Origin of the sequence: Amnibacterium setariae (genome assembly GCF_003581425.1) — a bacterium.
Classification (GTDB): domain Bacteria; phylum Actinomycetota; class Actinomycetes; order Actinomycetales; family Microbacteriaceae; genus Amnibacterium; species Amnibacterium setariae.
The window spans coordinates 1,331,662-1,355,252 of record NZ_QXTG01000001.1 but is presented as its reverse complement, the minus strand read 5'-3'; the positions used below and the strand labels follow the sequence as shown (position 1 = coordinate 1,355,252).

Genomic DNA, 23,591 nt, shown 5'->3' with positions numbered 1-23,591 from the left:
GTCCTTGTCTGCTGTCGGTACTGCGGGAGGAGGATCGCGTGCTGCTCGATCCGTTGCATAACGACGTTAGGCCACAACGGTCACGTTTGTCTACTGGCGTTAGGTAACAGACCTCCGGTACCCTGCTGCCATGCCTCCTCGCCCGGCGCCGGACCTCGACGTCCGTCGCGACCTGATCACGCGGACCGCCTGGCGCATCGCCGAGACGGAGGGGTGGCCCGCGGTCACGATGCGGCGGATCGCCGGCGAGCTGGGCGTCACGCAGCCGGTGCTGTACACCGCCTTCGCCGGCCGCCAGGCGCTCATCGACGCGGTCGCCCTGGCCGGCTTCGGGGCGCTCGCTGAGGCCCTCGAGGCGACGGATGCCGACCTGCGACCCCGCATGCAGGCGTACCTGGACTTCGCTGCCGCGCACCCGGCGATCTACGCCGCGATGTTCTCGATGCCGTCGGACCTGCGGTTCGGCGCGTCCACCCAGGAGTCGCTCCTGCACGCGTTCACCGCCGTCCGCGACGCCGTGCCCGACGCCGACGACACCCGCGCCGAGCTCGCGTGGGCGACGCTGCACGGTCTCGCGACGCTGGGAGCGAGCGGCCGTCTTCCGCTCGATCGCGCGCAGGCACGGCTCGAACGGGCCCACGAGCAGCTGTCGCGCTGAACCGGACCCCGAGTGCGGAGGTCCGCCCGGCACCTCCTGCACCGGACGGCCTCGTTCCGACGGCGGGCGCCGCCTCCGCCGCTCGCGGGCTCAGTCCGCGTCGTCGAAGCGGACCGGCAGCGGCGGCGTCGCGTACTCGCCGAGGGAGTAGCGGAGCCGCTCGACGAGGTCGCTCAGTGCGAGCTGCAGCGCCCGGTCGGTCGCGGGCTCCGCGATCAGCCCTTCCCGCGCGAGGCGGGCTGCGACGCGAGCCGCCAGCTCGGGATCGAGCCGGCCGAGCATGCTCTCGCCCGTCAGGATCGCGATCACGCCGATGAGCGCGGCCGCGTCCCGCTTCGCCAGCGGGCGGGGCGAGGGCTCGGCGAGCTCCATCCGGGCAGTCAACCGCCTCGCCGTCGCTCCGGGCGACGTCGACCCTGCGACACGTCAGCCGAGGGCGCCTCGCCAGGTGCGGAGGGCGGTCGCCTGATCGGGGCTCATCGCACCGAGGAGCGGCTCCACGTCGAGGCCGGCGAGGAACGCGCGGAAGGAGGCCTCCGTCGTCGTGCCGAGCCGCGCGAGCAGCCGGTCGACGCCCGGCTCCCAGTTCGGCACGCCCTGCGCGGCAGCCAGGCGCGGAGCGTTGCCGACCGTCTCCAGGTAGTCCGCGACGATCGCCTCGGGCTCCGCCACGGCGAGGACGAGCAGGAGCGCGGCCACGAGGCCGGTCCGATCCCGACCGCCGACGCAGTGGATCAGCACCGCACCCGGTTCGGCGTCGCCGATCGCGCCGAGCGCGGCCGCGACGGCGGCCGGGGACTCCCGCAGCCGGTCGAGGTAGTGCAGCGCCGCCCCGTCCAGCCCTTCGGCTCCGTGCCGGTCCGCGAACCCGGGGTCGTCGAGGTCCACGTGCACGACGGTCGCCCAGTCGGGTCTCCTCGTGCGGTCCCGGGCCCGCTCGTCCGGGCGGCGCAGATCGATCACGGTCCGGACGCCGCGGGCGCGGAGGTGCTCCCACCCCTCGACGGTCACGAGGTCCGGGCTCTCTGCGCGGATGAAGATCCCGCTCGGCGTCGTGCCGCCCGCCACGAGGGGCAGTCCGCCCAGGTCCCGCGCGTTGTGCAGACCCGGCACGTCGAGCGCGCGACCGACCATGCCATGACCGTAGAGCTCGAGCGGCGAGCGCGGAGGAGGAATCGTACGGTTGCTCGATGCACGAGTGGCGGAGCGACCGCGTCGGCAGTGCGCTGGCCGGCACGAACCCGACGGTCCTCCAGCGGTTGCCGGCCGCGTTCGCGGTGATCGGCGACGTGCAGTTCCTGCCCGGCTACTGCGTCGCGATCACCGACCGGCCCGGCGTCGACCGGCTCACCGATCTCCCTCGCGGCGACCGGATCCGCTTCCTCGCCAGTGCGGAGGCGCTCGGCGAAGCGGTGGAGCGCGCGTGCAGCGCCCTCGACTCCGGGTTCCGCCGGATCAACCTCGAGATCCTCGGCAACACCGACGCGTTCCTGCACGCGCACGTCTGGCCCCGATACGAGTGGGAGGGGGAGCACCTGAGGGCGAGACCCGTGTGGCTCCATCCTCCGGACCGGTGGAGCGACCCCGCGACCGCGCTCTCCCCCGCGCACGATCCGCTGCGCGCGCGCATCACCGCCGAGCTGAAGACCCTGACCCGCGAGGTCGAGCGGTGAAGGAGCACGTGGACGAGGTCGGGGCCGAGCACGACTCGGGCGCAGCATCCTCGCGGACCGTCCCGCCGCCCGTCGCCGGTCGGCCCGGCCCGCGCCCGAGGACGTCGACCGAGGGACCGCATCGACAGCTGGACCAGATCGCGCCGCCGGAGCTCTGGGGCCGGCTCGTGGCGAGCGTGTTCTCGCTGCCCGGCACCCTCGAGGGCCGCAGCCAGGTCTCCCCGATCTCCTCTCGCGCAGTGTTCCTGAGCGCCGACGAGCCCGAAGGCGCGCCCGGGACCTCGCTCGCTCCCGGACGGCGGCTCGAGCCCGTGCACGTGCACGGGTTCGAGGACACGAGCGTGCACCTCTGCCTCCCCGCTGAGCGCGGTCGGGAACTCGTCGAGCTCGGCTGGGCGGAGCCGCACCAGTTCGCGGAGCTCGGCACCGAGTTCATGGTCTACGGACCGCGGACGGAGGAAGAGCTGACGGTCGTGCTCGCGATCGTGGAGGAGAGTCTTCGATTCGCACTCGGCGGCTCCGAATCCGATCGGTAGCGCGGTGCTGTGCAACGGCGGCGGACGCACACGTCCTAGCGTCGCGGGGTGGACGGCGCACGACGCACCGAGGGCTCAGGGCGACGCGCGCGCCTGATCCTCGTCTGCGGTCTCGGCGGGTCGGGCAAGACGACGCTGGCCGACGGCCTCGCCCGCGAGCTGGACGTCGCGTGCCTGCACAAGGACGACGTCAAGACCGCGCTGCACGACGCCGGCATCGTGACGGCGCGGTCGTTCGACGTGTTCCGGACCCTGGTCGAGCAGCAGCTGTCGAACCGCGTCGACCTCGTCATCGAGGCGATCATGCACGTGCCGGCCGACTGGGTCCTCCTCCGCCGTTGGCAGGAGACGTTCGACCTCGACCTGGTCTGCGTGATCTGCGCGGCGGACCGGGCCGAACGAGAGCGCCGCATCCGGGCGCGCACCCGTCATCCGGTCCATGCCGAGGCGGACCGCCGGCAGCTCGTCGAGCCCGATCCGGTCGTCGAGTACGGGCTGCTGCCGGGCAGGCACATCCCGATGTCCACGGACGGCGATCCGAGCACCGGGGTGCGGGAGGTGCTCGATCGACTCGCAGCGCTGCGCCAGGAGCGGTGACGAGCACTCGTCTCAGGTCGAGCGCAGCGTCAGCCGAGCCGTCGCTCCCCCGGCGGAGACGGACGCACGGCCGCCGATCGGGATCGTCGCCTGCGGGCTCGTGTGGCCGAAGTCGACGTTCGCGATCACCGGGACGCCGGCGACGAACGGCTGTCGCCGGACGATCTCCTCGAGGAGCTCGCGGGTCATGCCGGTCGCGCGCTGGAACCGGCCGATCACCAGGGCTCGCACCTGCAGCGGATCGACGGCCTGCAGCAGCGACGTCAGATCGCGGGCGACGGTCGGCGGGTCGTGCAGCGCGCTGTCCTCGACGAACAGGACCGCGTCCTCGACGTCGGGCATCCATGCCGTGCCCTGCAGGAGGTTGACGGTGCAGAGGTTCCCTCCGACGATCGCGCCCTCCGCCTCCCCGGGGCGAAGCACCCACCAGCCGTCGTTCGGCATCGGTGACCGCGCGTCCTGATCCATGAACCAGAGGTCGTCGGTCCATTCCGTCGCCGGCTCGAGGTCGACCGGCTCATCCGTCATCACGGCCCGCCGGAACCACTCCATCGTCGGTTCGAAGTGGTCGCGCATGCCGAAGCTCGACCAGTGGGGCCCCGAGTACGTGATCAGGCCCGTGCGGGCGAGCATCGCGGCCTGCAGGACCGTGATGTCCGAGTAGCCGCAGAAGACCTTCGGGTTGCGGGCGATGAGGTCCCAGTCGAGGTGGGGCAGCAGCTCGTTCGCGTTGTAGCCGCCGATGACGGTCAGGATGCCGGCGACCGCGGGATCGGCGAAGGCGTCGTGCAGGTCCTCCACGCGTGCGGCGATCGACGTCGAGTCGAACGCGTCGCGCTCGTCGACGTGGCGCCCGTAGGTCAGCGTGAGGCCCATCGCACGGAAGCGCTCCTCGACCAGCGCGGTGTGGTCGAACTCCGTCACCATCGAACGGCTGCGCGAGGGCGCGACCACGCGCACCTCGTTCCCGGCGCGGAGTCGAGCGGGGACGATGGGAGCGCGCACCCGGTCAGCATGGCCCCGCGCGGGACGGAGCGTGCTCGGAGACGCATGACCGGTCCGACACGTCGGACGACGCTGCCCATATGCCCGAGCCGGGCCTATACTGCCGACCATGGCGCAACCACTGGGCGAGTCGGCGTTCTGGATCCTCACCGCGCTCGCGGCGGGCCGGCGGCACGGGTACGCGATCGTGCAGGAGGCGACGACCGCGTCCGACGGCGAGGTGCGGCTCAAGGCCACGACGCTCTACGCGGTGCTCGAGCGGCTCGAGCTGGACGGCCTCGTGCAGCAGGACGGGGAGGAGGTCGTCGACGGCCGGACGCGGCGCTACTACCGGCTCACCGACGACGGCGCTGGGCGGCTGCGTGCGGACACCGACCTGCTGGAGTCGAAGGTCCGCGCCGCCCGGTCGAACCTCGCGGGCTTCCGCGCCGCGAAGGGCCTGGCGTGACCGCCGTCCTGGAGCGCGCCACCGACGCGGACCTGCTCACGCTGCTCGAGCGGGACTACCGGCGCCAGCTCCGCTGGTACCCGAAGCCGTGGCGGACCGCCCACGGCGACGCGTTGATCGGCACCCTGCTGGACGAGGCGGACGACACCGACCGCTTCACGATGGAGCCCGGCGAGTGGCGGCACTTCGCCGCCGCCGGCCTCGAAGCGCGGCTGGACCGGTTCGCACCGCGGCGGGTCCGGGACGCGGCGGCGACGGTCCTGCTCTCCGCAGGCGTCGGCATCGCGCTCACCACCTTCGTGGTCGAGAGCTGGGCGCCGTGGAGCACCGGCGAGGACGGCCGCATCCGCGCGTTCGGACCGTTCTTCGACGCGGGTCCGGTGCTCACCGCCCTGTGGATCGTCGCCCTCCTGAGCGCGCTCGTGGGCCGGTGGTCGATCGGCCGCGTCGCCCTGCTCGTCTCGGTGCTCGCAGCGGTGCTCCTGCATCCGCTCGAGGCCCTGCTCGCGCCGCCGCAGTTCGTCAGCCTCGACCCGAGGGTGCTGACGCTCTCCGCCACAGCCGCGCTGATCACGGTGCTCGGCACGCCGCGCACCCGCACGCCCCTCGTCGCCGCGGCCGTCGGCTGGGCCGGTCTGGCCGCCGTGGCGCACGCGTTCGAGCTGCTCACGGCGATCGACTCCACGGGCAGCCCGACCGGCTTCCTCCTCGGCGACCCCGCTCGGACCAGCTGGACGGTCGCCCTCGCACTCGCCGTGGCCGCGGTCTTCGCGCTGGCTCGGTTCGCGCTGCCCGCCGCCGCCCTCCTGCTGTCGGTCGTTCCCCTCGCCGCCGGGCTCGAGGCGACCTTCATCGCGTTCGACTGGGCCGAGCCGATCGCGGGCGAGGTGCTGGTCGCCCTGCCTGTCGTCCTCGGCGTGATCGTCCTCGTGGTCACGTCGCATCGTGCGACCGCCAGCGGCGGCCGGGTGCGCGGTCATGCCGTCGCACCCGAGCGACGGCGACGCTCCGGACGAGCGGTCGGCGTCGCGGTGCCGATCGTCATCCTCGGCGGCACCGCCGGAGCGCTCACCGCGTCCGGACTCGACTGGACGCATCCGGTGGGCATGAGCTGGTCCGACTACTGGCGGACCACTGCGACCGGCCCGTTGCCCGACTTCGCTCACCACCCGGACGCCACGCTCACCTACGCGCTGCCGCACGGAGGGTCCTGCACGATCCGGGTCGCCATCACCGACACGTCCTCCGGCCCGAGGCCAGACCGCGCCGCGGCCGACACCGCACGCGCGGCGCTCGCCGAGGGCGCCGCGGACGGCACGCTCCTGGACCGCGAGCGCCTCCGCGCGGCGATCAAGGACAACCCCTCGCGGCAGAACACGTGGAGGAACTTCTGGGGCGTCGACATCCGGTACGGCGCCGGTACCGGCAACTACAACCCCGATGTGGAGTACTTCGAGGCCGTCGACGCGACGCTTCGGAGCGAGGTGCTGCAGAGCGTGGAACGAGCGGGCGCATCGCCGGAGGACGTCGACTACACCTCCGTCCAACGGTGCCGCGGCGAGCAGCGCTGAACGCCTCGCCGCCGGCTCCGTGGGCCGTTCCAACGGCAGGATGACCTCCAACCCTCCGGCCGCATCCGCTGCTCGGTCGGGGCCGGGGCGGGAGGAGACCGATGGCGATGGCAGCGCCGACGCGCCGAATCGCGGACCGCGTGCTCACCGTGGTCCTCGCCGGCGCCGTGCTCGTCTGGTCCGCCCTCTACGCGACCGCCGGACAGCTCTTCCTGCGCCCGGTGTCGACCTGCGCCGGTCCGGAGGACCGGTGCACGGGCCTGGTCGATCTCGGTGTCGGCCTCGGGGCCTATGGACCGGCGGTCGTGAGCGTCGTCATGCTCGCGGCGATCGCTTGGAGCGCGGGTCGCGGTCGGCCGACCGCGGGCGCGGCCTCGATCGCCGTTCTGGTCGTCATCGGGTTGACGGCACTCGGCCAGGCGATCGTCCCGCTCGGGATCCTGCCGCGCTGACGGCGCCTGGTCGCTTCGATCAGGAGCCGTCGAGGGAGGCGCGCGCGAGCGCGACCGTCCAGGTGAGCCATCGGACTGGAGGTCGCACACCCGAGAGTGTGCGACCGGGCGGCTCGCGTCTCAACCGTTCGCTGCGCGAGACCCGCTCCGCGCCGTCGACGCCGCTCGTGGAGCACGAGCGCCCATCACGACGACGGCTCGGCCTTTCCCGCGGCTGCGAGCGCCGGTACCGTTCGGCGATGGACCCGTTCTCGGCCCTCGCCCTCACGGTCACCGTCGCCGCGGCCGGCCTCTACGGGCTGTACTGGGTCGTCCGTCGCGCGGTCGCATCCGGTCGGGCCGACCGGGACGGGTGATCGGAACCGCGCGCCGCATCGACGGCCGACGGCCCCTACGCATCCGACGAGCGTGCCGTCGACCGGTCGCTACGGTCGAGCCATGAAGCGCTGGCCGCTCGTCGTCCTCCTCGTCGCAGGAGTGGTGTGCGCCGGGATCGGCGTCGTCGTCGGAGGGAACCCGTTCCAGCCCGCGACGTTCGGCTGGACCGCCTACTCCCCGCTCTCGGGCGAGCGGTACCGGCCGATCGACCCGGTCTGGCTGGTGTGGGCGCCGAGGATCGGCTTCCTCCTCCTCGCGGTCGGCGCCGGGTCCGCGGGAGCCGCGCTCGCGGCGCTCGTCCTCCGTCGCCCGTCGCGGTCCGCGCGAACGGCGCCGCCGACCGGCTGAAGGTCGCGCGGCGACCGCCGCGGTCCCGCACCTCGCGGATCAGCCGCCGGAGCGGATCCGCAGCGGCGCCGGCAGCAGACCGTGACGGTGCGCGAAGGAGGGCACCTGGTTCCGCGTCGGGAGGTCGAGCTTCTGCAGCAGTGAGCTGACGTGGTTGCGCACCGTGTTCTCGCTGATGCCGGCCAGCGAGGCGATCTGGGCGTTGCTGAGCCCCCGCGCGACGTGGAGGAACATCTCCTGCTCCCGCGGCGTCAGCACCTCGATCGCCTCGACCTCGGGCACGGCCGCGTAGAGCGGGTCGGGCAGCATCGGCGTCACGCGCGCCGCCTGCGTCACCGGCCGGCCCGCTGCGACGTCCCGGACGGCGCGGAGCAGCTCGTCCGGTGTCGCGTCCTTGGTGATGAAGCCCGCAGCGCCGGCGTCGAGCGCGCGCTGGACGGCGCCCTGGTCGCGGAACGTCGTCAGGACCACGATCCTCGTCGCGGGCAGACGCTCGAGGATCAGCCGCGTGGCGGTCAGTCCGTTGCCGTCGGGCATGCGGAGGTCCATGAGCACGACGTCCGGCCGCGTGCGCACCGCGGTCTCGACGGCCTCGGCGCCGGAGTGCGCGGCGCCCGCGAACGCGAGGTCCCGCTGCCCCTCGAGAAGCAGCCGCATCCCGGAGCAGAACAGCGGCTGGTCGTCGACGACGAGCACCGAGGTCGTCACGCGACCACCGCCGCGGTCGCCGGGAGGTGCGCGGTCACGAGGTAGCGGGCGGTCTCGTCGTCCACCCCGGAGGTGAGCCAGCCACCTGCGAGACGGGCCCGCTGCTGCATGCCGACGAGGCCCCGCCCGGGTGCGGCGCGCTCTCCGCCCCGCCGTGGGTCGACCGACGAGGTCACCGTGATCGCGACGCCGTCGCGCGTCCAGTCCAGGACGACGCGGATCGGCCCCGTCCCGGTGCCGTGGCGGATCGCGTTCGTCAACGCCTCCTGCACGATCCGGTAGGCCGCGAGCCCCGCCGCCCTCGTCAGCGGTACCGCGCTCCCCGACTCGACGTACTCGACCGCGCGACCGGTCGCGCGGACGGTCGCGACGAGCTCCGGCAGGTCGGCGGTGGAGCGGGCGGTGTCCCCGTCGGTCTGCTGCTCGAGGTGCTCGAGCAGCCCGCGCAGCTCCGTCAGCGCCACTCGGGCGCTGCTCGCGATCGTGCTGAGGGCCGAGCGTGCGGTCGCGTCGGTGACGTGCGCGGCGGCCCCGTCGGCCTGCGCCAGGATCACGCTCAGCGAGTGGGCCGTGATGTCGTGCACGTCCTGCGCGATCCGGTCGCGTTCCTCCGTCACCTGCAGCCGGTGCTCGCTCGCCGACAGTGCGGCTCGGGCGGCCGCGGACGCCGCCTCCGCCTCCCACTGCAGCCGCCGCGCCCGGTAGGTCGATCCGGCCATCCAGCCGGCGACGACCAGCAGCACCGAGCCGGCCGACCAGACGAGCAGCCCGACCAGCAGCTCCATCCCCTCGATGGAGGTGATCGGCGCCCACGACTTGCCGTTCACGAGACCGGAGGCGCCGCTGTAGGCGGGCCGGAAGGACCCGTCGTCGTTCATCCACACGACGGGCCCGAGGCTCGGCAGGTTGGTGAACAGCCCGATCAGCACGCCGAGCGGGAGCAGCGCGACGAGGACCCGGCGTGCTCTCGCCGTCGGGGTCCGTGCCGCGAGGACCGCGGCGACCAGGAACACGGCGGCGTACGGCAGCCATCCCGCCTGGTCGAACCGGGAGTCGGCGCGGACGAGCTGCAGCACGAACGCGCCGTAGAGAGCCAGGACGGCGACGCGCGGCAGGAGCGCCGAGATGCCGAGCCCGCCGAACAGCAGCACGCATGCCCACCAGGCCATGCCCTCGCCGCCGGTCCGGACGATCGCGGCCGACGACCACCACGCCAGCAGCGCGAGCGCCAGCACGGGCAGCACCGAGGCCTTCACGAGCCACAGCAACGACTTCATGGCCGCACGGTACGGCCGCGGATCAGACCGGCAGTAGGGCCGAGCGCGGAAGATGGTCCGAACGGACTACGCGCAGCTCGCCCGCGCCGCCGATGCCCTCGAGCCCCGCGCGAGCCCGACGTCAGGGCTTCTGCGTGGACAGCATCGCGATGCCCGCCACGGGCCCGCGGCCGGGCGTGCCGGCGCCGTCGGGATCGGGGCCGTTCGCCCCCAGGTCGACGACGCCGTTCGTCTGATCGAAGACGTGCGGCTCCACGTCGGAGACGTCGGATCGTTCGCGCTTCATCGCTGCTCCTGAACCATTCCTGCCGACACCGGTCGGGTGCGCCGACGGTACACCTCGGGGCGGGTCCCGCCCGACCCCCGTCCGGGCCGCGTCCCGCGCCTCAGACGACGACGCCGGCGGCCAACCGCTGCAGCGCCGCCACGTGACCGTCGAAGGCCCGCTTCCCGCGCGCAGTCAGACTGACGCTCGTCGTCCGGCGCCGGTCGGAGCGGGACGCGGACGACTCCTTCTTCACCTGCGCGTACCCGAGCTCGACGAGGGCCTTCACGGTCTTCGAGAGGTTCGCCTCGGACATGTCGAGCGTCGCCCGCAACGCGGAGAACTCCGCATCCTCGACGGGGCGGAGCAGCCCGCAGAGGCGCAGCCGGCTCGGCGCGTGGATGGCCTCGTCGAACGCCGGCTCAGCGGCCACCGCGGAGCTCCTCGCCGTGCATGCGCTCGAAGCGGCGACCGCCGACGACCACCGCGACGAAGGCCGCGAGGACGGTCGCCACCACCCACGGCTCGTTGCCGGTCGCGGCGAGGACCATCGAGGCGACGAAGAGCAGCAGCACGATCGCGAGGACGGCGAGCATCCGGGCGCGGCTGCGGGGGCCCGCTGCGCCGCTCACCGAGAACCCCGTCACGCGCCGGTAGGCGAGCATCAGGAAGACGAGGCCCACGCAACCGAAGGTCACGAGGGTCGAGCGCGCGCTGGTGCTGCCGACGGCGGGCGACGCGATGAAGGCACCCACGATCGCGCCGAGCACCGGGTGGTACCACCACGGAGCACGGACCCGCGCCGCGAGCGCGACCCGGTCGTGCTGCAGCGCGCGCAACGCCTCACGCGCCTCCTCGGGCGTCGCCCCGCCGGTCGCGTCCTGCCCCCACCCATCGCTTTCCATGCGGTTGAGCATTTCACTTGCCCGGCGGTTGAGCAACCCTGCGGCGAGGAGCGAGCTCAGTCCGGCGCGCCGCCGGTCGAGCGGAGGCCGGAGTCGTGCGGACGGTGCGCGGGATCCGGCGGCTGCCGGATCGGGGCGTCGCCGCCGGGCTCGACCGCGGCCCGGAAGCCCGCGACGGTCACGGGCACGGTCGCGAGGCAGGTCGTGAACAGCGGCCCCTCCTGCACGCCCTCCACCAGCACGCGCGTCGGCGGCTCGCCGGCGAGGTCGACGAGCCAGGCCCCCGGGCGCTCGTCCAGCGCGAGCGGCGCGTGCGCGTCGAGCGCGCGGTTCCCGGTGGCGGCCATCGCGGCCGACTGCGCCGCCTGCACGATCCGCGGGACGCTGGCGCGACCGCGGAACCCCTCGGGCGCGATCCGGCCCGCGCGGTACTCGGTCACGACGTGCACCGGGTCGCCGTCATCGATGCGGCCGTACGTGAGCGCGTGCGGGAACAGGATCATCGTGGCCGCGAAGCGGTCGCCGCCGATGTGCGAGCACTCCCAGGTCGCCTCGGGGAAGCGCGCGGCGAGGCGGGCTGCGACCGGGCGCCCGCGCACGGCGCAGCACTCGTCGTGACGGCCCTGCGCGCAGACGGCGAGGATCGGCTCGTCCGAGGGCTCGCCGGTGGACCCGTCGAGCGGCACGTCGAGCAGGTCCCGCGCAGCGGCGGCCTCGCCCCACCGGACGCCCTCCGCCCCCTCCCGGCTGTCGACGACCGCCCAGCGCCACCGCACCGGGCCGCGCGCGCGGCCGGGGCGGCGGATGGCGAGGAGGCGGACGCCCGCGCGGTGGGTGCGCGCCGCGAGCGCCCTGCCGACCTCGGGGTCCAGCACGGGCGACTCGGTGAACGCGTTCCAGCCCCACGCGCCGGCGACCTCGACGAGCAGCCAGCGGGTGCCGGGCGCAGCCGTCGCGACGAGGGACTCGTCGAGGAGGCGGGAGGCGGCGCTGCACGCCGGACCGCCGTCGCGGTGCGGGCTGAGGCTCCCCCGCGGCACCGTGGAGCGGATGCCGCTCATCGCGGGCTCACGCGTCGACGACCAGCACGCCCTCACGGAGCAGCCGTCGGGCGACGACGAGCGAGTCGTGCTCGTCGAGCTCCGCCAGCGCGCCCGCCTCGGCCGCACGGCCGGAGCGGAGGGCGTCGATGGCGGCGGCCGTCTGCGGCGGCAGGTGCAGCACGCGGTCGGGCAGGCGCAGCGCGACCTCCGCCGCGGTCGACTCGACCTCGGTGCGCAGCCCGTGCCGCCAGCGCACGGTCGCGTCCGGATGGAGCGCGGCCAGGGCGTCGACGGTCGCGAGCGGTCGCACGGGCTCCGGCCGCGTCATCCGGGTCAGGCGGCGGCCCAGCACCTCGGCGGCGCGACCGGGATCGGCGGGCTCGGCGAGCGCCGCGACCAGCGCGTCCGCGGCGCGGCGGATCGCGTCGGCGAGCTGCGCGGGGTCGCGCACGTCGACCCCGACGGGCAGCGGCTCGCGCAGTGGGTCGCTGCGCAGCGCGGTCTCCATGAGGTCCCTGCCGACGTCCGCGAGCGTCAGCGCCGGCATCCCGACGGTGATGTGCACGGTCGTCCCGCCCTGCGCGACGGCGGAGTGGATCCACCCGCTCGGCAGGTAGAGCGCGTCGCCCGGCCGGAGGACCGTCTCGATCGCCGGCGTCTCGGCGGCGCGGGCGGCGACCGCGGCCGCGCGCTGGGACCACGGCTCGTCCGCGAAGGGGTGCTCGCGCACGGGCTCGTGCACGACCCAGCGCTTCTCGCCGCTGATCTGCAGCACGAAGACGTCGTGCACGTCGTAGTGCGGATCGAACCCGCGCGACTGCGCGGGCGTGATGTACGCGTTGATCTGGACGGGGTGACCGAGGTCCAGGATCAGCTGGCGGCTGAAGTCGCGCAGCGGCTTCCAGGTGCGGTGCAGCCCCTGCAGCACGATCGTGGCCCCGGCAGCGAACTCGGCGAGCACGCGGTCGGTGCTCACCTGGTCGGCGACCTCGGCGCCGAAGCCGCCCGGAGCCGTGTAGGCGGACGGCGGCAGGACGACGCCCTCCTTGGCCATGCGGATGAACGGCGTCCGCAGCGCCCGATCCGCGAGCAGCTCGTCGACGGCGTCGGCGGTCAGCAGGTCGTCGAAGCCGCGGGACAGGTCCTCCGCGGGGCTGAGGAGCGCGCGCCGGCCCCAGATCTCGGCGGCGAAGCGGTCGGCGGGAACGGCGATGCAGCGGCTGAGGGCGGGCCGATCGCTCGGCTCGCCCTCAGTCGTCACGGTCCCGTGAGGAGCGTGCACGTCGGCAGGTCTCAGGCGCTGCCGTCGGCGCCGCCGTCGTGCCCGTTCGGGTTCGCCCCGCCGTCCGCCGGGCCCTCGCCCGCGTCGGCCGAGCCGTCCGCACCGCCGTCGTGCCCGTTCGGGTTCGCCCCGCCGTCCGCCGGGCCCTCGCCCGCGTCGGCCGGGCCGTCGGCGCCGCCGTCGTGCCCGTTCGGGTTCGCGCCGCCGTCGGCAGGGCCCTCGCCGCTGCTCGGGGTGCTGCTCGTGATGTCGTCGTCGTCGATGGCCATTGGCGGTCCTCCGGAGGTCGAGTGAAGCGCGGTCGCGCGGATGCTACGCCCCGCGCTCGAACGAACGGCAGCCGCCCCGATGCGGCCGACCGGCGAGCGCGCGGCGCGCCGCTCGTAGCATCGGCCCATGCCCCACGTCCTCCTCGACGCCACCCGCCGCGCTCTGGACCGGATCGCGGTGGAGGCGCAGCGGGACAGCCGAACGCCCGCCCTGGCCGCGGGCGTCGCGCACCGCGGCGACCTGCTCTGGTCCGCCGGCGTCGGCACGGCGGACCTCGCCGATCCGGGCGTGCCGCTGGGCGTCGACACGCAGTTCGCAATCGCCTCCAACACGAAGACGTTCACCGCCGTGATGGTGCTCCAGCTGCGCGACGAGGGCCGCCTGCGGCTCGACGACCCGGTCGACGAGCACCTCCCCGGCAGCGCCCATCCCGGCGTGACGATCCGGCAGCTGCTCGCGCACTCGAGCGGGATGCAGCGGGAGCCGGTCGCCGCCGAGTTCTGGGACACCCTCGAGGTGCCGCCGACGGACCGGTTCGTCGAGGACTGGAACGCGACCGAGCGGGTGCTCGAGCCGCACCGCTCCTGGCACTACAGCAACCTCGGCTACATCGCGCTCGGTCAGGTCGTCGCGGCGAAGGACGGCCGGTCGTGGGCGGAGAGCCTCCAGGCCCGCCTCCTGGACCCGGTGGGGCTCCGCGACACGACCCTGCAGGCGCGGGCGCCGAAGGCCGGCCTCTACTACGTGCCGCCGTACTCGGACGTGCCGGTGGAGGAGCCGGTGCTCTTCACCGGCATCCTCGCGGCCGCGGGCGGGCTCTCCAGCACGGTCGGGGACCTCGTCCGGTGGCACGCGTTCCTGCTCGACCCGGACGACGCGGTGCTGCGGCACGACACCGTGGCGGAGATGCTCGAGCCGCAGGTCCTCCGCGACGACCGGTTCAACGGCGCGCAGGGGCTCGGCTTCGCCCTCGTGCGCAAGGAGGGCCGCACCTGGTTCGGCCACACCGGCGGCGCGCCCGGCGGCATCACCGGCGCGTACTCCGACCGCGAGAGCGGCCTGACCGGGGTGGTGCTCATGAACAACAGCGTCGCGAAGACGCCGGAGGGCACCGCGATCCGGCTCGGGGAGGAGGTCGCGCTCCACGACGCGCCGCTGCCGGCGCCGTGGACGCCGGGGCCGACGCCTGCGCCCGAGCTGCTGCCGCTCGTCGGCGTGTGGTTCTCGGAGGGCTCCGCGTTCGAGCTCCGGATCCGTGCGGGTCGCCTCGAGGCGGTCGTCGGCGGCGCCGACCCGAGCACGCCGCCCTCGGTGTTCGAGCCCGACGGGCCCGACGCCTTCCGCACGGTCGCCGGCCGCGAGCGCGGCGAGCGGCTCGTCGTGCGACGCCGCGAGGACGGCTCCGTCCGCCTCCTGAGCTGGGCGACGTATCGCTTCACGCGTGAGCCGCTCGGCTTCGGCGAGCGCGCGGTCTGACGGCCGTGGCCGGGGTGAGCGCGTGACGGAGCAGGAGTCGGGCGAGCTCGGCGAGGGCGGAGGAACGCGCGTGCGGGTACCGCGTTCCTGACTCCAGCACGACCCCCTGCTCGGGACCCGGTGGCCGCAGGCGGACCGCGCCCGCCGCCCGGACCGCCCGACGGGGTGACCGCTTCCGTTTTGAAGGAGTTCTCGCCGGCTCGGGCGAAGAAGTCCTTCAAAACGGATTCGAGGGGGCGGGGGCTCGAGGCTCGTCGGCGCGGCCCCGGCGCGACCAGACTTGCGTCGTGGTCACCGAGCTGGTCCGTCCCGACGTCCGCTTCCACGCCTCGTTCGTGCGTGCCGTGGCCGAGTTCGGCGACGCGCACCTCGACGGAGCGAGCGACCTGCTGCCGCCGCGGTCCGAGCCGATCGACGCCGCGACGTTCTCGGCCCTGGTCGATCGGCTCCGGGCGGACGCCCTCGAGGCGACGCCGCGCGCGGCCGACCGCGTCCCGGCGACCGCGCTCTGGATCGTGGAGGGCGACGAGCTCCTGGGCTTCCTGCAGATCCGGCACCGCCTGACGCCCTTCCTGCTCGAGCAGGGCGGGCACATCGGCTACAGCGTGCGGCCCTCCGCGCGGCGCCGCGGCCACGCCTCCGCCGCCCTCCGCGCCGCACTGCCGATCGCGCACGGGCTCGGCATCGATCCGGTGCTCGTCTGCTGCCTCGAGGACAACGCCGGCTCCCGGGCCGTGATCGAGGGTGCGGGCGGACGGTACGAGGACTCGCGCCAGGGGCACCGCCGCTACTGGATCCCCACCGCCTGAGCGCTCGACCGCGACGGCCGGCCCGAGCCCGACGCCGCCGTGCGGTGCCGTCGCTCCACGCCCTGCGCGACGTAGGCGGCCGCGATCACCAGCAGGGCGCCGACCAGCCCGACCGGGCCGATCGCCTCACCCGCGATCACGACCCCGACGAGCAGCGCCCACACCGGCTCCGTGCCGAGCAGGATGCTCGCTCGCGCCGCCGACGTGCGGCGGACCGCCCACAGCTGCACGACGAACGCGAACACCGAGCAGAGCAGGCCGAGGAACAGCACGTCGGACCACCCGGCCGCGGTCAGGCGCGACGCGGCCGCCGGGAGCGCCGCGCCCGCGGCGACGGAGGAGGTCGCCGCGCAGACGAGCAGCTGCACGAGCACCACGCCGAGCACGCCGTCGGCGCGACCGCGGGTGAGCCGCGCGCTGGCCGTCACGTGGGCGGCGCGGACCACCGCGGCGGCCACGACCAGCAGGTCCCCCGCGTTCGGCGTGCGGAAGCCGCCGTCCGACACCAGGAGGGCGACGCCCGCCAGCGCGCCGGTCGCGGCGACGAAGAACGCGGGCGGCAGCCACGCCCGCGACGCCAGCCCCTCCAGCACCGGCGTGAAGACCAGGGCGAGGCTGATCAGCAGCCCCGCGTTCGTCGCCGAGGTGAGGTGCACGCCCCAGGTCTCCAGTCCGATCACGGCCGCCTGGGAGCAGCCGAGCAGGAGGGCGACGGCCAGCCCGCGCCCGCGCGGCAGGCGCTCGCGGCGCAGGAGGCAGAGGCCGCCGCAGGCCAGCGCGGCGACGAGGAAGCGGAGCGCGATCGCGGACGGCACCCCGACGACCGCCGACAGGTCCTTCGCGGCGAGGAAGCTGGCGCCCCACACCGCGGCGACGGCGACGAGCAGCAGGTCGGCGGCGGGACGGGATCGGACGGGCACGCGACCACTGTGGGCATACCCTCGATGAAGAACAACGCCCGAGTCCTTCACCGACGATTGAGCCGAACCTCATGGATCCCGCCCGCCTCCGCCTGCTCCGCGAGCTCGCGGACCGGGGCAGCGTCGCCGCCGTCGCTGCGGCGATGCACGTCAGCCCCTCCGCCGTCTCGCAGCAGCTCGCCGTCCTGCAGGCCGGCGTCGCCGTCCCGCTCACGGAGCGGCGCGGCCGGAACCTCGTGCTCACCGAAGCGGGTCAGGTCCTGGCCGACGCGGGGATGCGGGTCGAGGAGGCGCTGGCGGCCGCGCGGGACGCGCTCGGCTCCTTCGCCGAGCGCGACGATCGGGTGGTCGGCGTCGCCGCCTTCCACAGCGCGGGCCACGCGCTGTTCGGTCCGCTGCTCGCGGAGCTGGCCGGCGGCCCGCCGGTCTCGCTGCGCGACGCGGACGTCGCCCGTGCCGACTTCCCCGGCCTCACCGCGGACCACGACCTCGTGGTCGCGCACCGGCTCGCGCACGACCCGCCGTGGCCGGATCGACGGCTCGTCGTCGCGCCGCTCCTCGTCGAGCCGTTCGACGTCGCCCTGCCCGAGGACCACCCGCTCGCCGCGCTGCCCGCCGTCGACCCCGAGCTCCTCCGGGACGAGCGGTGGATCTCCGTGCAGGCGGGCTTCCCGCTCGCCGGGGTGCTCGACCACCTCGGCGCGCTCGCGGGCGCTCCGCTGCGCATCGAGCACCGGATCAACGAGTTCTTCGTCGCCGCCGAGGTCGTGCGCCGCGGCGGCGCGGTCGCGGTCATGCCGCGCGTCACCGCCGCCCCGCTCGCGGGGTCGGGGATGGTGCTGCGGCCCGTCCGCGGGCTCGACCTCGTCCGGCACGTCGACGTACTCGCGCGCCCCGACGCGGTGGCGCTGCGCTCGGTCCGCACCGTGCTCACCGCGCTCACCCGGGTGGCCGCACGGCTCTCGCGGCAGGTCCCCCCGCCCCGGCACGGCCCCGTCCCGTGAGAGCCTCGGGCGTGCCCGCCGCCGAGGACCCGCAGACGCTCTCCTGGTTCGGCGTGCGCTGTCTGTTCCGGCACCACGGGGACGTCTACGAGGAGCGCGTCACCCTCTGGCGAGCGCGCGACTTCGACCAGGCGATCGCCCTGGCGGAGGCGGAGGCGCGCGAGTACGCCGCCGTCCTCTCGAGCCCGGACGGGCAGAACGAGTACATCGGGTTCGCGCAGACGTACGTGCTCGACGACGAGCCGGGCCACGGCGCGGAGGTCTTCTCCCTGATGCGCGACAGCGACCTCCCGCCCGGTGCGTACATCGACCGGTTCTTCGACACCGGCGACGAGCACGAGTCGACGGTCTGAATTCGGCTCGTCCCGCAGCGCCCGTCCCGGATGCGTTCAGGCGGTGATCACGCCGCGCGCAGCACCCTGGCGGATCCGGCTCGAGGCGCCCTGGAGGGATGGGGCACGGATGACCGCGCAGCGCGACCGAGCGGTGGAGGCGGTGCCGCTCGCGGTCCGCGTCGAGTAGCCCCGTACCGCTCGCGGACGTGCAGCCGGCCCCGAACGGGCTCTCGCCGTTCGCACAGGTCCGTCTTGCGCGGAGGCCGCATCCTCGTCGGATGCAGCAGGACCGGCGCGCACGGCTCAGCCGGCGCGGCGGACTGCTCGCGGTCGGGGCGGCCGTCGGCCTCGCCGGCGTCTCCGCGACGGCACCCGCGGCGATCGGCCGCACCGCCGCGTCCGTGCCCAGCACGCGCGCCATCCACCTGATCGGCGACTCCTGGGCCGCCGGACTCTTCGCCGACCCCTCCCACGCGCTCGGCCAGGTCGCCGCGGCCGCCCTCGGCATGACCATCACGGTCGACGCGATCTCCGGCACCGGCTACGTCGCGACGGCGGGTGCCGAGGACTACCTGCAGCGCGCGCAGGAGGCGAGCGGCCGCCACCGCCTCGTCATCGTGCAGGGCGGCAGCAACGACGTCGGCGAGGACCTCGACGCGATCGCCGCCGCCGCGACCGGGACCTGGCGGACGCTCGCCCGCCGGTTCCCCGCCGCTCGCCTGCTCGCGCTCGGGCCGGGCCCCGACCCGGAACCCGTCGACGCCGACCAGCGCGCCGTCGACGCCGCCCTCCGTCGCGCGGTGACGGCGCAGGGCGTCCCCTACGTCTCCATGCTCGACGAGGACTGGATCCCCGCCGCGCGGGCCTCCGCGGTGCTCGGCGCGATCACGAAGCACCCGACGCCGGCCGGGCAGCAGTACCTCGGCCTGCGGCTCGCCGCCGCGATCCGCCTCATCCACCCCGAGGTGCTGACCGGCGTCTGATCAGGCGCTCCCCCTTCGGGGACGTGTGCCGGGCGGTCCGGGCGGCCTACCGTGGGCGCTCACGCACGTGCTGGGGGGGTTCATGCGTCCGTCCTCGTCCCGGCGGTTCCGGCTGCCGCTGCTGCTCGGCGCGCTCGCGGCGTCGGGCCTCGCCGCTGCCGCCGCCGCGCCCGCGGCGATCGCGGCGCCCGCGCCCCTGGCGATCACGGTCATCGGCGGCGACGCGCAGCTCAGCGCCGCGTGGAGCGCCGTCCCGGGCGCGACCGGCTACGTCGTGCAGTGGGGCGAGGGGTCCAGGACGAACCGGACGCTCCGCACCACCGGGCTGTCCGTGCGCATCCCGAAGGTGACGAACCGGAGGACCTACTCGGTGCGGGTGTCCGCGCTCGGCGTCGCCGCGAGCAGCGCGCGGCGGTCCGTGCGCCCCGTGCCGTACGTGCCCACCTCCATCACGAGCGTGCGCGCGGTGCCGGACGGCCCGGACCGCATCCGGGTCACGTGGTCGGGCGGCGGCCAGGCCCGCAGCGTGAAGGTGCTCGCGGGCGCCGACAGCATCACCGAGGCGCACCACTTCAGCACCGGGTGGCTGCCCGCCGCGGTGCGCTCCGCCGTCGTGACCGTGCCGCGCTCGCTCCGAGGCGTCCTCGGCGGCGGCACCGGCAACGTCGTCTTCGTCAAGGTCGCGCAGACGAACTCCCGCGCGGCGAACCCGAAGGACGCGTACGCCTTCTCGCTCCGCGACAAGTACCGGCTCACGCCGTCCGGCACCTGGTCGCTGGCGGGCATGGCGGCCGCCGGCGGCGACACGACCCGCCTCAGCGTCGCGACCTGGAACGTGCAGAGCATCACCGCCAGCGCCGGCTACGCGGTGCAGAACCGCTGGGCCGCCCGACTGCCGAAGGTCGTCGCGAACATCGAGGCGCACGCGCCCGCCCTCATCGGGCTGCAGGAGCTGACCACGGCGCGCGTCGAGCCCGACTGCCTCAACCCGCGCGGGCAGTACCTCTGCGTCGAGCAGTACCAGACCCTCGAGACCGCGCTCGCGTCCGCCCCGACCCCCTACCGCGACGCGCGCAGCGACGCGAACGCCTGGGTCTACGCGAACCCCGGCTCCTACGTCGACTCGCACCTCTTCTACGACCCCGCGCGGCTGACCGTGCAGGACTCGGGCTACGTCTCGCCGCGCGACCTGCTCGGCAGCGCGTGGCCGTCGTCCATGCCGAACGAGGCGGGCATGTGGGCGCGTTTCGGGATCCTCGACGGCACCGGAGCGGTCGGGCGCGGCTTCCTCGCCGTGTCCATCCACCTCCCGGCCGGGGACGAGGGCGCGGTCCGGCGGGCGGAGGCGGCGGCGATCGCCCGGTTCATGGACGGGAAGGCGCGCCAGGCCGACGGCACCTCGCTGCCGATCGTGTTCGTCGGCGACTTCAACGACAACGGCGCGCGCGAGGCGGACGCCGGCAGCCTCCGGCTCCTCGCGACCGGCTACCTGGACGCGGCCGCGACGGCGGACCGGACCGGCCTGAACTTCAGCACGGCGAACCAGAGCAACGGGGCCGGCGGCGTGGACGCGGACTACCCCGCGTTCCTGACGCCGCACAAATACCCGACGAGCCGGATCGACTACATCATGCTGAAGAACTCGCCGCACCCGATCTCGTACCGGAACCTCGTGCCGACGGCGGGCGACCGCTTCGACGGCGCGCTGCAGGGGTCGGACCACAACATGCAGCTCGCGGAGGTCGGGATCGGCGATCCGGTCCGCTGACCCGGGCGCCGTCGGTCCCGCGCGTCAGGCGCAGCCCAGCGGTCTGGCGGGTCGCGGCCACGCCGCCGCGTCGTCCTCGGCGCCGACGTAGGCGGAGCGGCCGTCGGCGGCGATCCAGATCCGGCGCCCCTCCCGCCGCCATCCCGTGTCGCGCGCATCGCTCGGGACGCGGACGTGCTCCCGGTACGGCCGGTCGAAGTACTCCCCCAGCTCCTGCAGCGGACGCGCGACGTAGCTCACGGGATCCTTCGTCCCGTCGCCGAGGGTGAGGAACGTCATCGACTGCCAGGCGCAGTGGGCGGGCCCGTCCGCGGAGACGACGGTCGAGGTCGGCACCCGGGTGCCGTCGGCGTCGGTCCAGACCTGGACGCCGCGTGCGCGGCTCACCGACTCCGGGAAGTCGGCGAGGTCGCACGTCGCGAACGACTCGACGTACCAGCCGTGCCCGTCCTTCGCGCCCGTCCCCGGGCCGGAGGGCCCGTCGCGCACGATGATCGCCTGGCGCGCGACCCCGTCGTACGAGGTCGTGAACAGCACGCGGTCGCCGTCGTCCCGCTCACGGACCAGCGCGTCGGTCGGGGACGAGAGGAACAGCCCCTCCCCCCGCTTGACCTCGATCGCCGCCTGCGGGTCCGCCGCCACCGCGCCCTCGTCGTTCCGACCCACCACGGTCTGCCCCCGGGGCGCGCTCGAGCAGGACACGACGCGCCCGGCCGCGCCCGGCCACTCCCACGGCGTCCTCCGATCGGCCGCCGACGGCGTGGCGACGAGCGGACCGGTGTACGGCGTCCGCTCGGCCGGCACGTCGTCGCTGATCCGGAGCCCGCCCGCGCCGCAGCCGGAGAGCAGCAGGGCGGCCGCGCCGACGGCGACGACGCCGAGGATCCTCATGCCGAGCACTGTCCTCCGGGCGCGCCGTCCTCTCAAGGACCTGCGCCGGATCGTGATCGCGGCAGCCGCGAGGTCAGTCGGCGGCGACCACCGCGGCCGCGCAGGCGATCGTCGCGGCGTCCTCGACGAGCGCGAACACCGCATCGGGCAGGCCCGTCGCGGCGCCGCCCGTGCGGAGCCACATGCCGGCGTAGCTGCCGACCGCGCCGCCGATCGCACCGAGCAGCACGCCGCCCTTCCAGCCGTCGCGCCCGGCGATCGTCGCGATGGCGGCCCCCGCGATCGCTCCGGTGCCGATCCGGCCGAGCAGCGGTCCCGGCTTCGTGCGCGCGGGGGTCGCCGGCAGCTTGTCCGCGACGAGCTCCCCCGCAGCCGCGAGCACGAGCGCGAGGCGGCCGGCGGGCGACCGGAGCACCGGCCAGTCCTTCCACGCGCCGTCGAGCGACGACCGGTCGCGGTACAGGGCGAGCATCGCGAGCGGGGTCATGGACCGCGCGCCGCTGAGCACGCCGAGCATGCCCGCTCGGAACGGGAGGGGGATCGTGGTGCTGCTGTCCGCCATGCGGTGCCTCCGCGGTCGATCGATCGGGTTGGTCGGACCATAGACGGCGGGCCTGGCCGAACCGCCGAGCGGGCTGGACGTTCGTCGAGCGGCGCCCGAGCACTTCGAGGTCCCGAGCACGTCGTCTCGTCGGCAGCGAGTGCGTGCAGAACGCGAGTGCCTGCAGAACGAAGGACCGGCTCGCCCCACCCGTTGCCGTTCTGCCCAGCGGCCGTCAGGCTCGACCCGTGCGCCTCCCCGCCGACACCCACGTCCACAGCGAGTGGTCGTGGGACACCGGCGGCCCGGTGCCGGAGAACGCGGGCCGGATGGCGGCGATGTGCGAGCGGGCGGTCCGCATCGGGCTCCCGGCGATCGCGTTCACCGAGCACCTCGACTTCAACGGCCGGGTCCGGTTCCATCCCGACGACCTGCTCCCGCAGCAGCGCAAGTACCTCGACGCGAGCGGTCACCTGGTGGTGCCGCCGCTCGACGTCGCCGGCTACCTCGAGTCGATCGACCGCTGCCGGCACCGCTTCCCCGAGCTGCGGATCCTCACCGGCGTCGAGTTCGGGCAGCCGCACCTGTTCGACGCGGAGGCGCGCGCCCTGCTCGACCTCGACGGGCTCGACCGCGTCAACGGGTCGCTGCACACGCTCGCGGACGGCGACGAGCGGGCCGAGCCGGGCACCCTCTACCGGTCCTGGGCGCCCGACGACGTCGTCATCGCGTACCTGCTCGAGGTGCCGCGGATGGTCGCCGGTTCCGACTCGTTCGCGGTCGTCACCCACCTCGACTACGCCGCCCGCGCCTGGCCCGTCGGGACGGCGGGCCCCTTCGAGGCGACCCGGTTCGAGGAGCCGTTCCGCGTCGCGCTCCGGGCGATCGCCGGCTCCGGCAGGGCGCTCGAGATGAACACGCGACGGCTGGAGCCGTGGCTGCCGCGGTGGTGGGCGGAGGAGGGCGGGCGCGCGATCAGCTTCGGCAGCGACGCCCACGACGCGCACGAGGGCATCGCGGGCGGCTTCCCCGAGGCCGTGGCGATGGTCGAGCAGGTCGGCTTCCGGGCGGGGCGCCGTGCGGAGGACCTGTGGACCCGGTGACCGGGCCGGCCCCGGCGCGGACCCCGGAGCCGATGAGCGACCGCGAGCTCGTGGCGCTGCTGGTCGCGATGCCGACCGCGGTCGTCGCCGCGGGCGTCGCGCTCGCCGCGATCGTGCTGCTCGTCGGCGGCGGCGTCGTGCGCGGCGGCGAGATCGGCGAGCCGGTGGACGTGAGCCGCCCGCTCGTCGTCGCCGTCGTGGCGAGCGCCGGGATCGCCGCGGCGGCCGTCGCCGTCGTCGCGCGGATCCTGCGGAGGACCGCGCGGCGCTTCCCCGCCTGATTCCGGTCCTGCCGGCACCCGCAGTGGGGCTCCCCCCGGACCGCTCGGCGCTCGAGTGTCGAGG

30 protein-coding genes are annotated in these 23,591 nt (G+C 74.8%); 16 read left to right on the top strand and 14 right to left on the bottom strand.

Going from position 1 to position 23,591, the window contains the following annotated elements:
* Nucleotides 1–130 precede the first annotated feature (130 nt).
* A complete protein-coding gene (locus D1781_RS06845) occupies nucleotides 131–658 on the top strand; it encodes a TetR/AcrR family transcriptional regulator (RefSeq protein WP_119481444.1) in 528 nt (175 codons plus the stop codon).
* Between the two features lie 90 nt (nucleotides 659–748).
* Here the strand turns inward: D1781_RS06845 and D1781_RS06840 are convergent, their stop codons facing one another.
* Together D1781_RS06840 and D1781_RS06835 are read right to left on the bottom strand one after the other, a co-directional pair.
* Nucleotides 749–1,030: a hypothetical protein gene (locus D1781_RS06840; RefSeq protein ID WP_119481443.1), complete on the bottom strand. Its 282-nt coding sequence runs from the start codon at nucleotides 1,028–1,030 to the stop codon at nucleotides 749–751.
* Nucleotides 1,031–1,084: 54 nt separating this feature from the next.
* Complete coding sequence (locus D1781_RS06835; RefSeq protein WP_119481442.1) at nucleotides 1,085–1,792, bottom strand: tyrosine-protein phosphatase; 708 nt, start codon at nucleotides 1,790–1,792, stop codon at nucleotides 1,085–1,087.
* A 56-nt stretch (nucleotides 1,793–1,848) separates the two neighbouring features.
* On the opposite strand from D1781_RS06835, the gene D1781_RS06830 reads away from it, so the two are divergent.
* Genes D1781_RS06830 through D1781_RS06820 form a run of 3 tightly spaced genes read left to right on the top strand, consistent with a single transcriptional unit; the run spans nucleotide 1,849 to nucleotide 3,464 of the window.
* A complete protein-coding gene (locus D1781_RS06830) occupies nucleotides 1,849–2,331 on the top strand; it encodes an HIT family protein (RefSeq protein WP_119481441.1) in 483 nt (160 codons plus the stop codon).
* A complete protein-coding gene (locus tag D1781_RS06825; RefSeq protein ID WP_233551063.1) occupies nucleotides 2,328–2,867 on the top strand; it encodes a luciferase domain-containing protein in 540 nt (179 codons plus the stop codon). The genes D1781_RS06830 and D1781_RS06825 overlap by 4 nt, the downstream gene beginning before the upstream one ends.
* A 48-nt stretch (nucleotides 2,868–2,915) precedes the next feature.
* Nucleotides 2,916–3,464 carry an AAA family ATPase gene (locus tag D1781_RS06820; RefSeq protein ID WP_119481440.1) on the top strand — a complete coding sequence of 183 codons (549 nt, stop codon included), beginning with the start codon at nucleotides 2,916–2,918 and terminating at the stop codon, nucleotides 3,462–3,464.
* A gap of 12 nt (nucleotides 3,465–3,476) precedes the next feature.
* Here D1781_RS06820 and D1781_RS06815 read toward each other — a convergent pair whose 3' ends face one another.
* Nucleotides 3,477–4,469 carry a S66 family peptidase gene (locus D1781_RS06815; protein ID WP_233551062.1) on the bottom strand — a complete coding sequence of 331 codons (993 nt, stop codon included), beginning with the start codon at nucleotides 4,467–4,469 and terminating at the stop codon, nucleotides 3,477–3,479.
* Between the two features lie 109 nt (nucleotides 4,470–4,578).
* Between D1781_RS06815 and D1781_RS06810 the strand changes: the two genes are divergently transcribed.
* The 4 genes from D1781_RS06810 to D1781_RS06795 all read left to right on the top strand — a co-directional run bounded on the left by D1781_RS06810 (nucleotide 4,579) and on the right by D1781_RS06795 (nucleotide 7,666).
* On the top strand, nucleotides 4,579–4,917 hold the full coding sequence (locus tag D1781_RS06810; protein WP_119481438.1) for a PadR family transcriptional regulator: 339 nt from the start codon (nucleotides 4,579–4,581) through the stop codon (nucleotides 4,915–4,917).
* A complete protein-coding gene (locus D1781_RS06805; protein WP_119481437.1) occupies nucleotides 4,914–6,488 on the top strand; it encodes a hypothetical protein in 1,575 nt (524 codons plus the stop codon). The genes D1781_RS06810 and D1781_RS06805 overlap by 4 nt, the downstream gene beginning before the upstream one ends.
* 101 nt (nucleotides 6,489–6,589) lie before the next feature.
* A complete protein-coding gene (locus D1781_RS06800) occupies nucleotides 6,590–6,940 on the top strand; it encodes a hypothetical protein (protein ID WP_119481436.1) in 351 nt (116 codons plus the stop codon).
* Nucleotides 6,941–7,378: 438 nt separating this feature from the next.
* Nucleotides 7,379–7,666 carry a hypothetical protein gene (locus D1781_RS06795; protein WP_119481435.1) on the top strand — a complete coding sequence of 96 codons (288 nt, stop codon included), beginning with the start codon at nucleotides 7,379–7,381 and terminating at the stop codon, nucleotides 7,664–7,666.
* Nucleotides 7,667–7,705: 39 nt separating this feature from the next.
* On the opposite strand, the gene D1781_RS06790 is transcribed toward D1781_RS06795, so the two are convergent.
* The 8 genes from D1781_RS06790 to D1781_RS06760 form a co-directional block, all read right to left on the bottom strand.
* Nucleotides 7,706–8,374, bottom strand: a complete 669-nt coding sequence (locus D1781_RS06790) for a response regulator transcription factor (RefSeq protein WP_233551061.1) — start codon at nucleotides 8,372–8,374, stop codon at nucleotides 7,706–7,708.
* Nucleotides 8,371–9,651, bottom strand: coding sequence for a sensor histidine kinase (locus D1781_RS06785; RefSeq protein WP_119481434.1), 1,281 nt, complete (start codon nucleotides 9,649–9,651; stop codon nucleotides 8,371–8,373). Before D1781_RS06785 ends, D1781_RS06790 begins: the two co-directional genes overlap by 4 nt.
* A gap of 121 nt (nucleotides 9,652–9,772) precedes the next feature.
* A complete protein-coding gene (locus D1781_RS17480; RefSeq protein ID WP_158590025.1) occupies nucleotides 9,773–9,937 on the bottom strand; it encodes a hypothetical protein in 165 nt (54 codons plus the stop codon).
* A gap of 100 nt (nucleotides 9,938–10,037) precedes the next feature.
* Nucleotides 10,038–10,349 carry a transcriptional regulator gene (locus D1781_RS06780; RefSeq protein ID WP_119481433.1) on the bottom strand — a complete coding sequence of 104 codons (312 nt, stop codon included), beginning with the start codon at nucleotides 10,347–10,349 and terminating at the stop codon, nucleotides 10,038–10,040.
* Nucleotides 10,339–10,821, bottom strand: coding sequence for a hypothetical protein (locus D1781_RS06775; RefSeq protein WP_147392050.1), 483 nt, complete (start codon nucleotides 10,819–10,821; stop codon nucleotides 10,339–10,341). Before D1781_RS06775 ends, D1781_RS06780 begins: the two co-directional genes overlap by 11 nt.
* A gap of 56 nt (nucleotides 10,822–10,877) precedes the next feature.
* Nucleotides 10,878–11,882 carry a sucrase ferredoxin gene (locus D1781_RS06770; RefSeq protein WP_119481431.1) on the bottom strand — a complete coding sequence of 335 codons (1,005 nt, stop codon included), beginning with the start codon at nucleotides 11,880–11,882 and terminating at the stop codon, nucleotides 10,878–10,880.
* A 7-nt stretch (nucleotides 11,883–11,889) separates the two neighbouring features.
* Nucleotides 11,890–13,125 carry a cupin domain-containing protein gene (locus D1781_RS06765; RefSeq protein WP_119481430.1) on the bottom strand — a complete coding sequence of 412 codons (1,236 nt, stop codon included), beginning with the start codon at nucleotides 13,123–13,125 and terminating at the stop codon, nucleotides 11,890–11,892.
* Nucleotides 13,126–13,157: 32 nt separating this feature from the next.
* A complete protein-coding gene (locus tag D1781_RS06760) occupies nucleotides 13,158–13,415 on the bottom strand; it encodes a BatC protein (protein WP_119481429.1) in 258 nt (85 codons plus the stop codon).
* A gap of 127 nt (nucleotides 13,416–13,542) precedes the next feature.
* Here D1781_RS06760 and D1781_RS06755 point away from each other — a divergent pair, with 127 nt between their 5' ends.
* Both D1781_RS06755 and D1781_RS06750 read left to right on the top strand, forming a co-directional pair.
* The gene (locus tag D1781_RS06755) at nucleotides 13,543–14,892 is read left to right on the top strand and encodes a serine hydrolase domain-containing protein (protein WP_119481428.1); all 1,350 of its coding nucleotides are present in this window, start codon (nucleotides 13,543–13,545) and stop codon (nucleotides 14,890–14,892) included.
* Between the two features lie 287 nt (nucleotides 14,893–15,179).
* Nucleotides 15,180–15,701, top strand: coding sequence for a GNAT family N-acetyltransferase (locus tag D1781_RS06750; RefSeq protein WP_119481427.1), 522 nt, complete (start codon nucleotides 15,180–15,182; stop codon nucleotides 15,699–15,701).
* Here D1781_RS06750 and D1781_RS06745 read toward each other — a convergent pair.
* Nucleotides 15,680–16,621, bottom strand: coding sequence for a DMT family transporter (locus tag D1781_RS06745; RefSeq protein WP_119481426.1), 942 nt, complete (start codon nucleotides 16,619–16,621; stop codon nucleotides 15,680–15,682). The two genes, D1781_RS06750 and D1781_RS06745, sit on opposite strands and share 22 nt — an antisense overlap.
* Nucleotides 16,622–16,692: 71 nt before the next feature.
* On the opposite strand from D1781_RS06745, the gene D1781_RS06740 reads away from it, so the two are divergent.
* The 4 genes from D1781_RS06740 (at nucleotide 16,693) to D1781_RS06725 (ending at nucleotide 20,711) form a co-directional block, all read left to right on the top strand.
* On the top strand, nucleotides 16,693–17,625 hold the full coding sequence (locus D1781_RS06740) for a LysR family transcriptional regulator (RefSeq protein ID WP_119481425.1): 933 nt from the start codon (nucleotides 16,693–16,695) through the stop codon (nucleotides 17,623–17,625).
* Between the two features lie 11 nt (nucleotides 17,626–17,636).
* Nucleotides 17,637–17,978, top strand: coding sequence for a hypothetical protein (locus D1781_RS06735; RefSeq protein ID WP_119481424.1), 342 nt, complete (start codon nucleotides 17,637–17,639; stop codon nucleotides 17,976–17,978).
* A gap of 260 nt (nucleotides 17,979–18,238) precedes the next feature.
* A complete protein-coding gene (locus D1781_RS06730) occupies nucleotides 18,239–18,943 on the top strand; it encodes an SGNH/GDSL hydrolase family protein (RefSeq protein WP_119481423.1) in 705 nt (234 codons plus the stop codon).
* Between the two features lie 67 nt (nucleotides 18,944–19,010).
* Nucleotides 19,011–20,711, top strand: a complete 1,701-nt coding sequence (locus D1781_RS06725; protein WP_147392049.1) for an endonuclease/exonuclease/phosphatase family protein — start codon at nucleotides 19,011–19,013, stop codon at nucleotides 20,709–20,711.
* A 24-nt stretch (nucleotides 20,712–20,735) separates the two neighbouring features.
* On the opposite strand, the gene D1781_RS06720 is transcribed toward D1781_RS06725, so the two are convergent.
* Nucleotides 20,736–21,602 (bottom strand): hypothetical protein, encoded by an 867-nt coding sequence (locus D1781_RS06720; protein ID WP_147392048.1) that lies wholly within the window; start codon nucleotides 21,600–21,602, stop codon nucleotides 20,736–20,738.
* 73 nt (nucleotides 21,603–21,675) lie between these two features.
* Complete coding sequence (locus tag D1781_RS06715; protein ID WP_119481420.1) at nucleotides 21,676–22,164, bottom strand: DUF4126 domain-containing protein; 489 nt, start codon at nucleotides 22,162–22,164, stop codon at nucleotides 21,676–21,678.
* Between the two features lie 227 nt (nucleotides 22,165–22,391).
* Here D1781_RS06715 and D1781_RS06710 point away from each other — a divergent pair, with 227 nt between their 5' ends.
* Entirely contained in the window at nucleotides 22,392–23,246 is an 855-nt protein-coding gene (locus tag D1781_RS06710; protein ID WP_119481419.1) for a PHP domain-containing protein, read from the top strand.
* Complete coding sequence (locus D1781_RS06705; RefSeq protein WP_147392047.1) at nucleotides 23,243–23,527, top strand: hypothetical protein; 285 nt, start codon at nucleotides 23,243–23,245, stop codon at nucleotides 23,525–23,527. Before D1781_RS06710 ends, D1781_RS06705 begins: the two co-directional genes overlap by 4 nt.
* The last annotated feature ends 64 nt before the right edge of the window (nucleotides 23,528–23,591 follow it).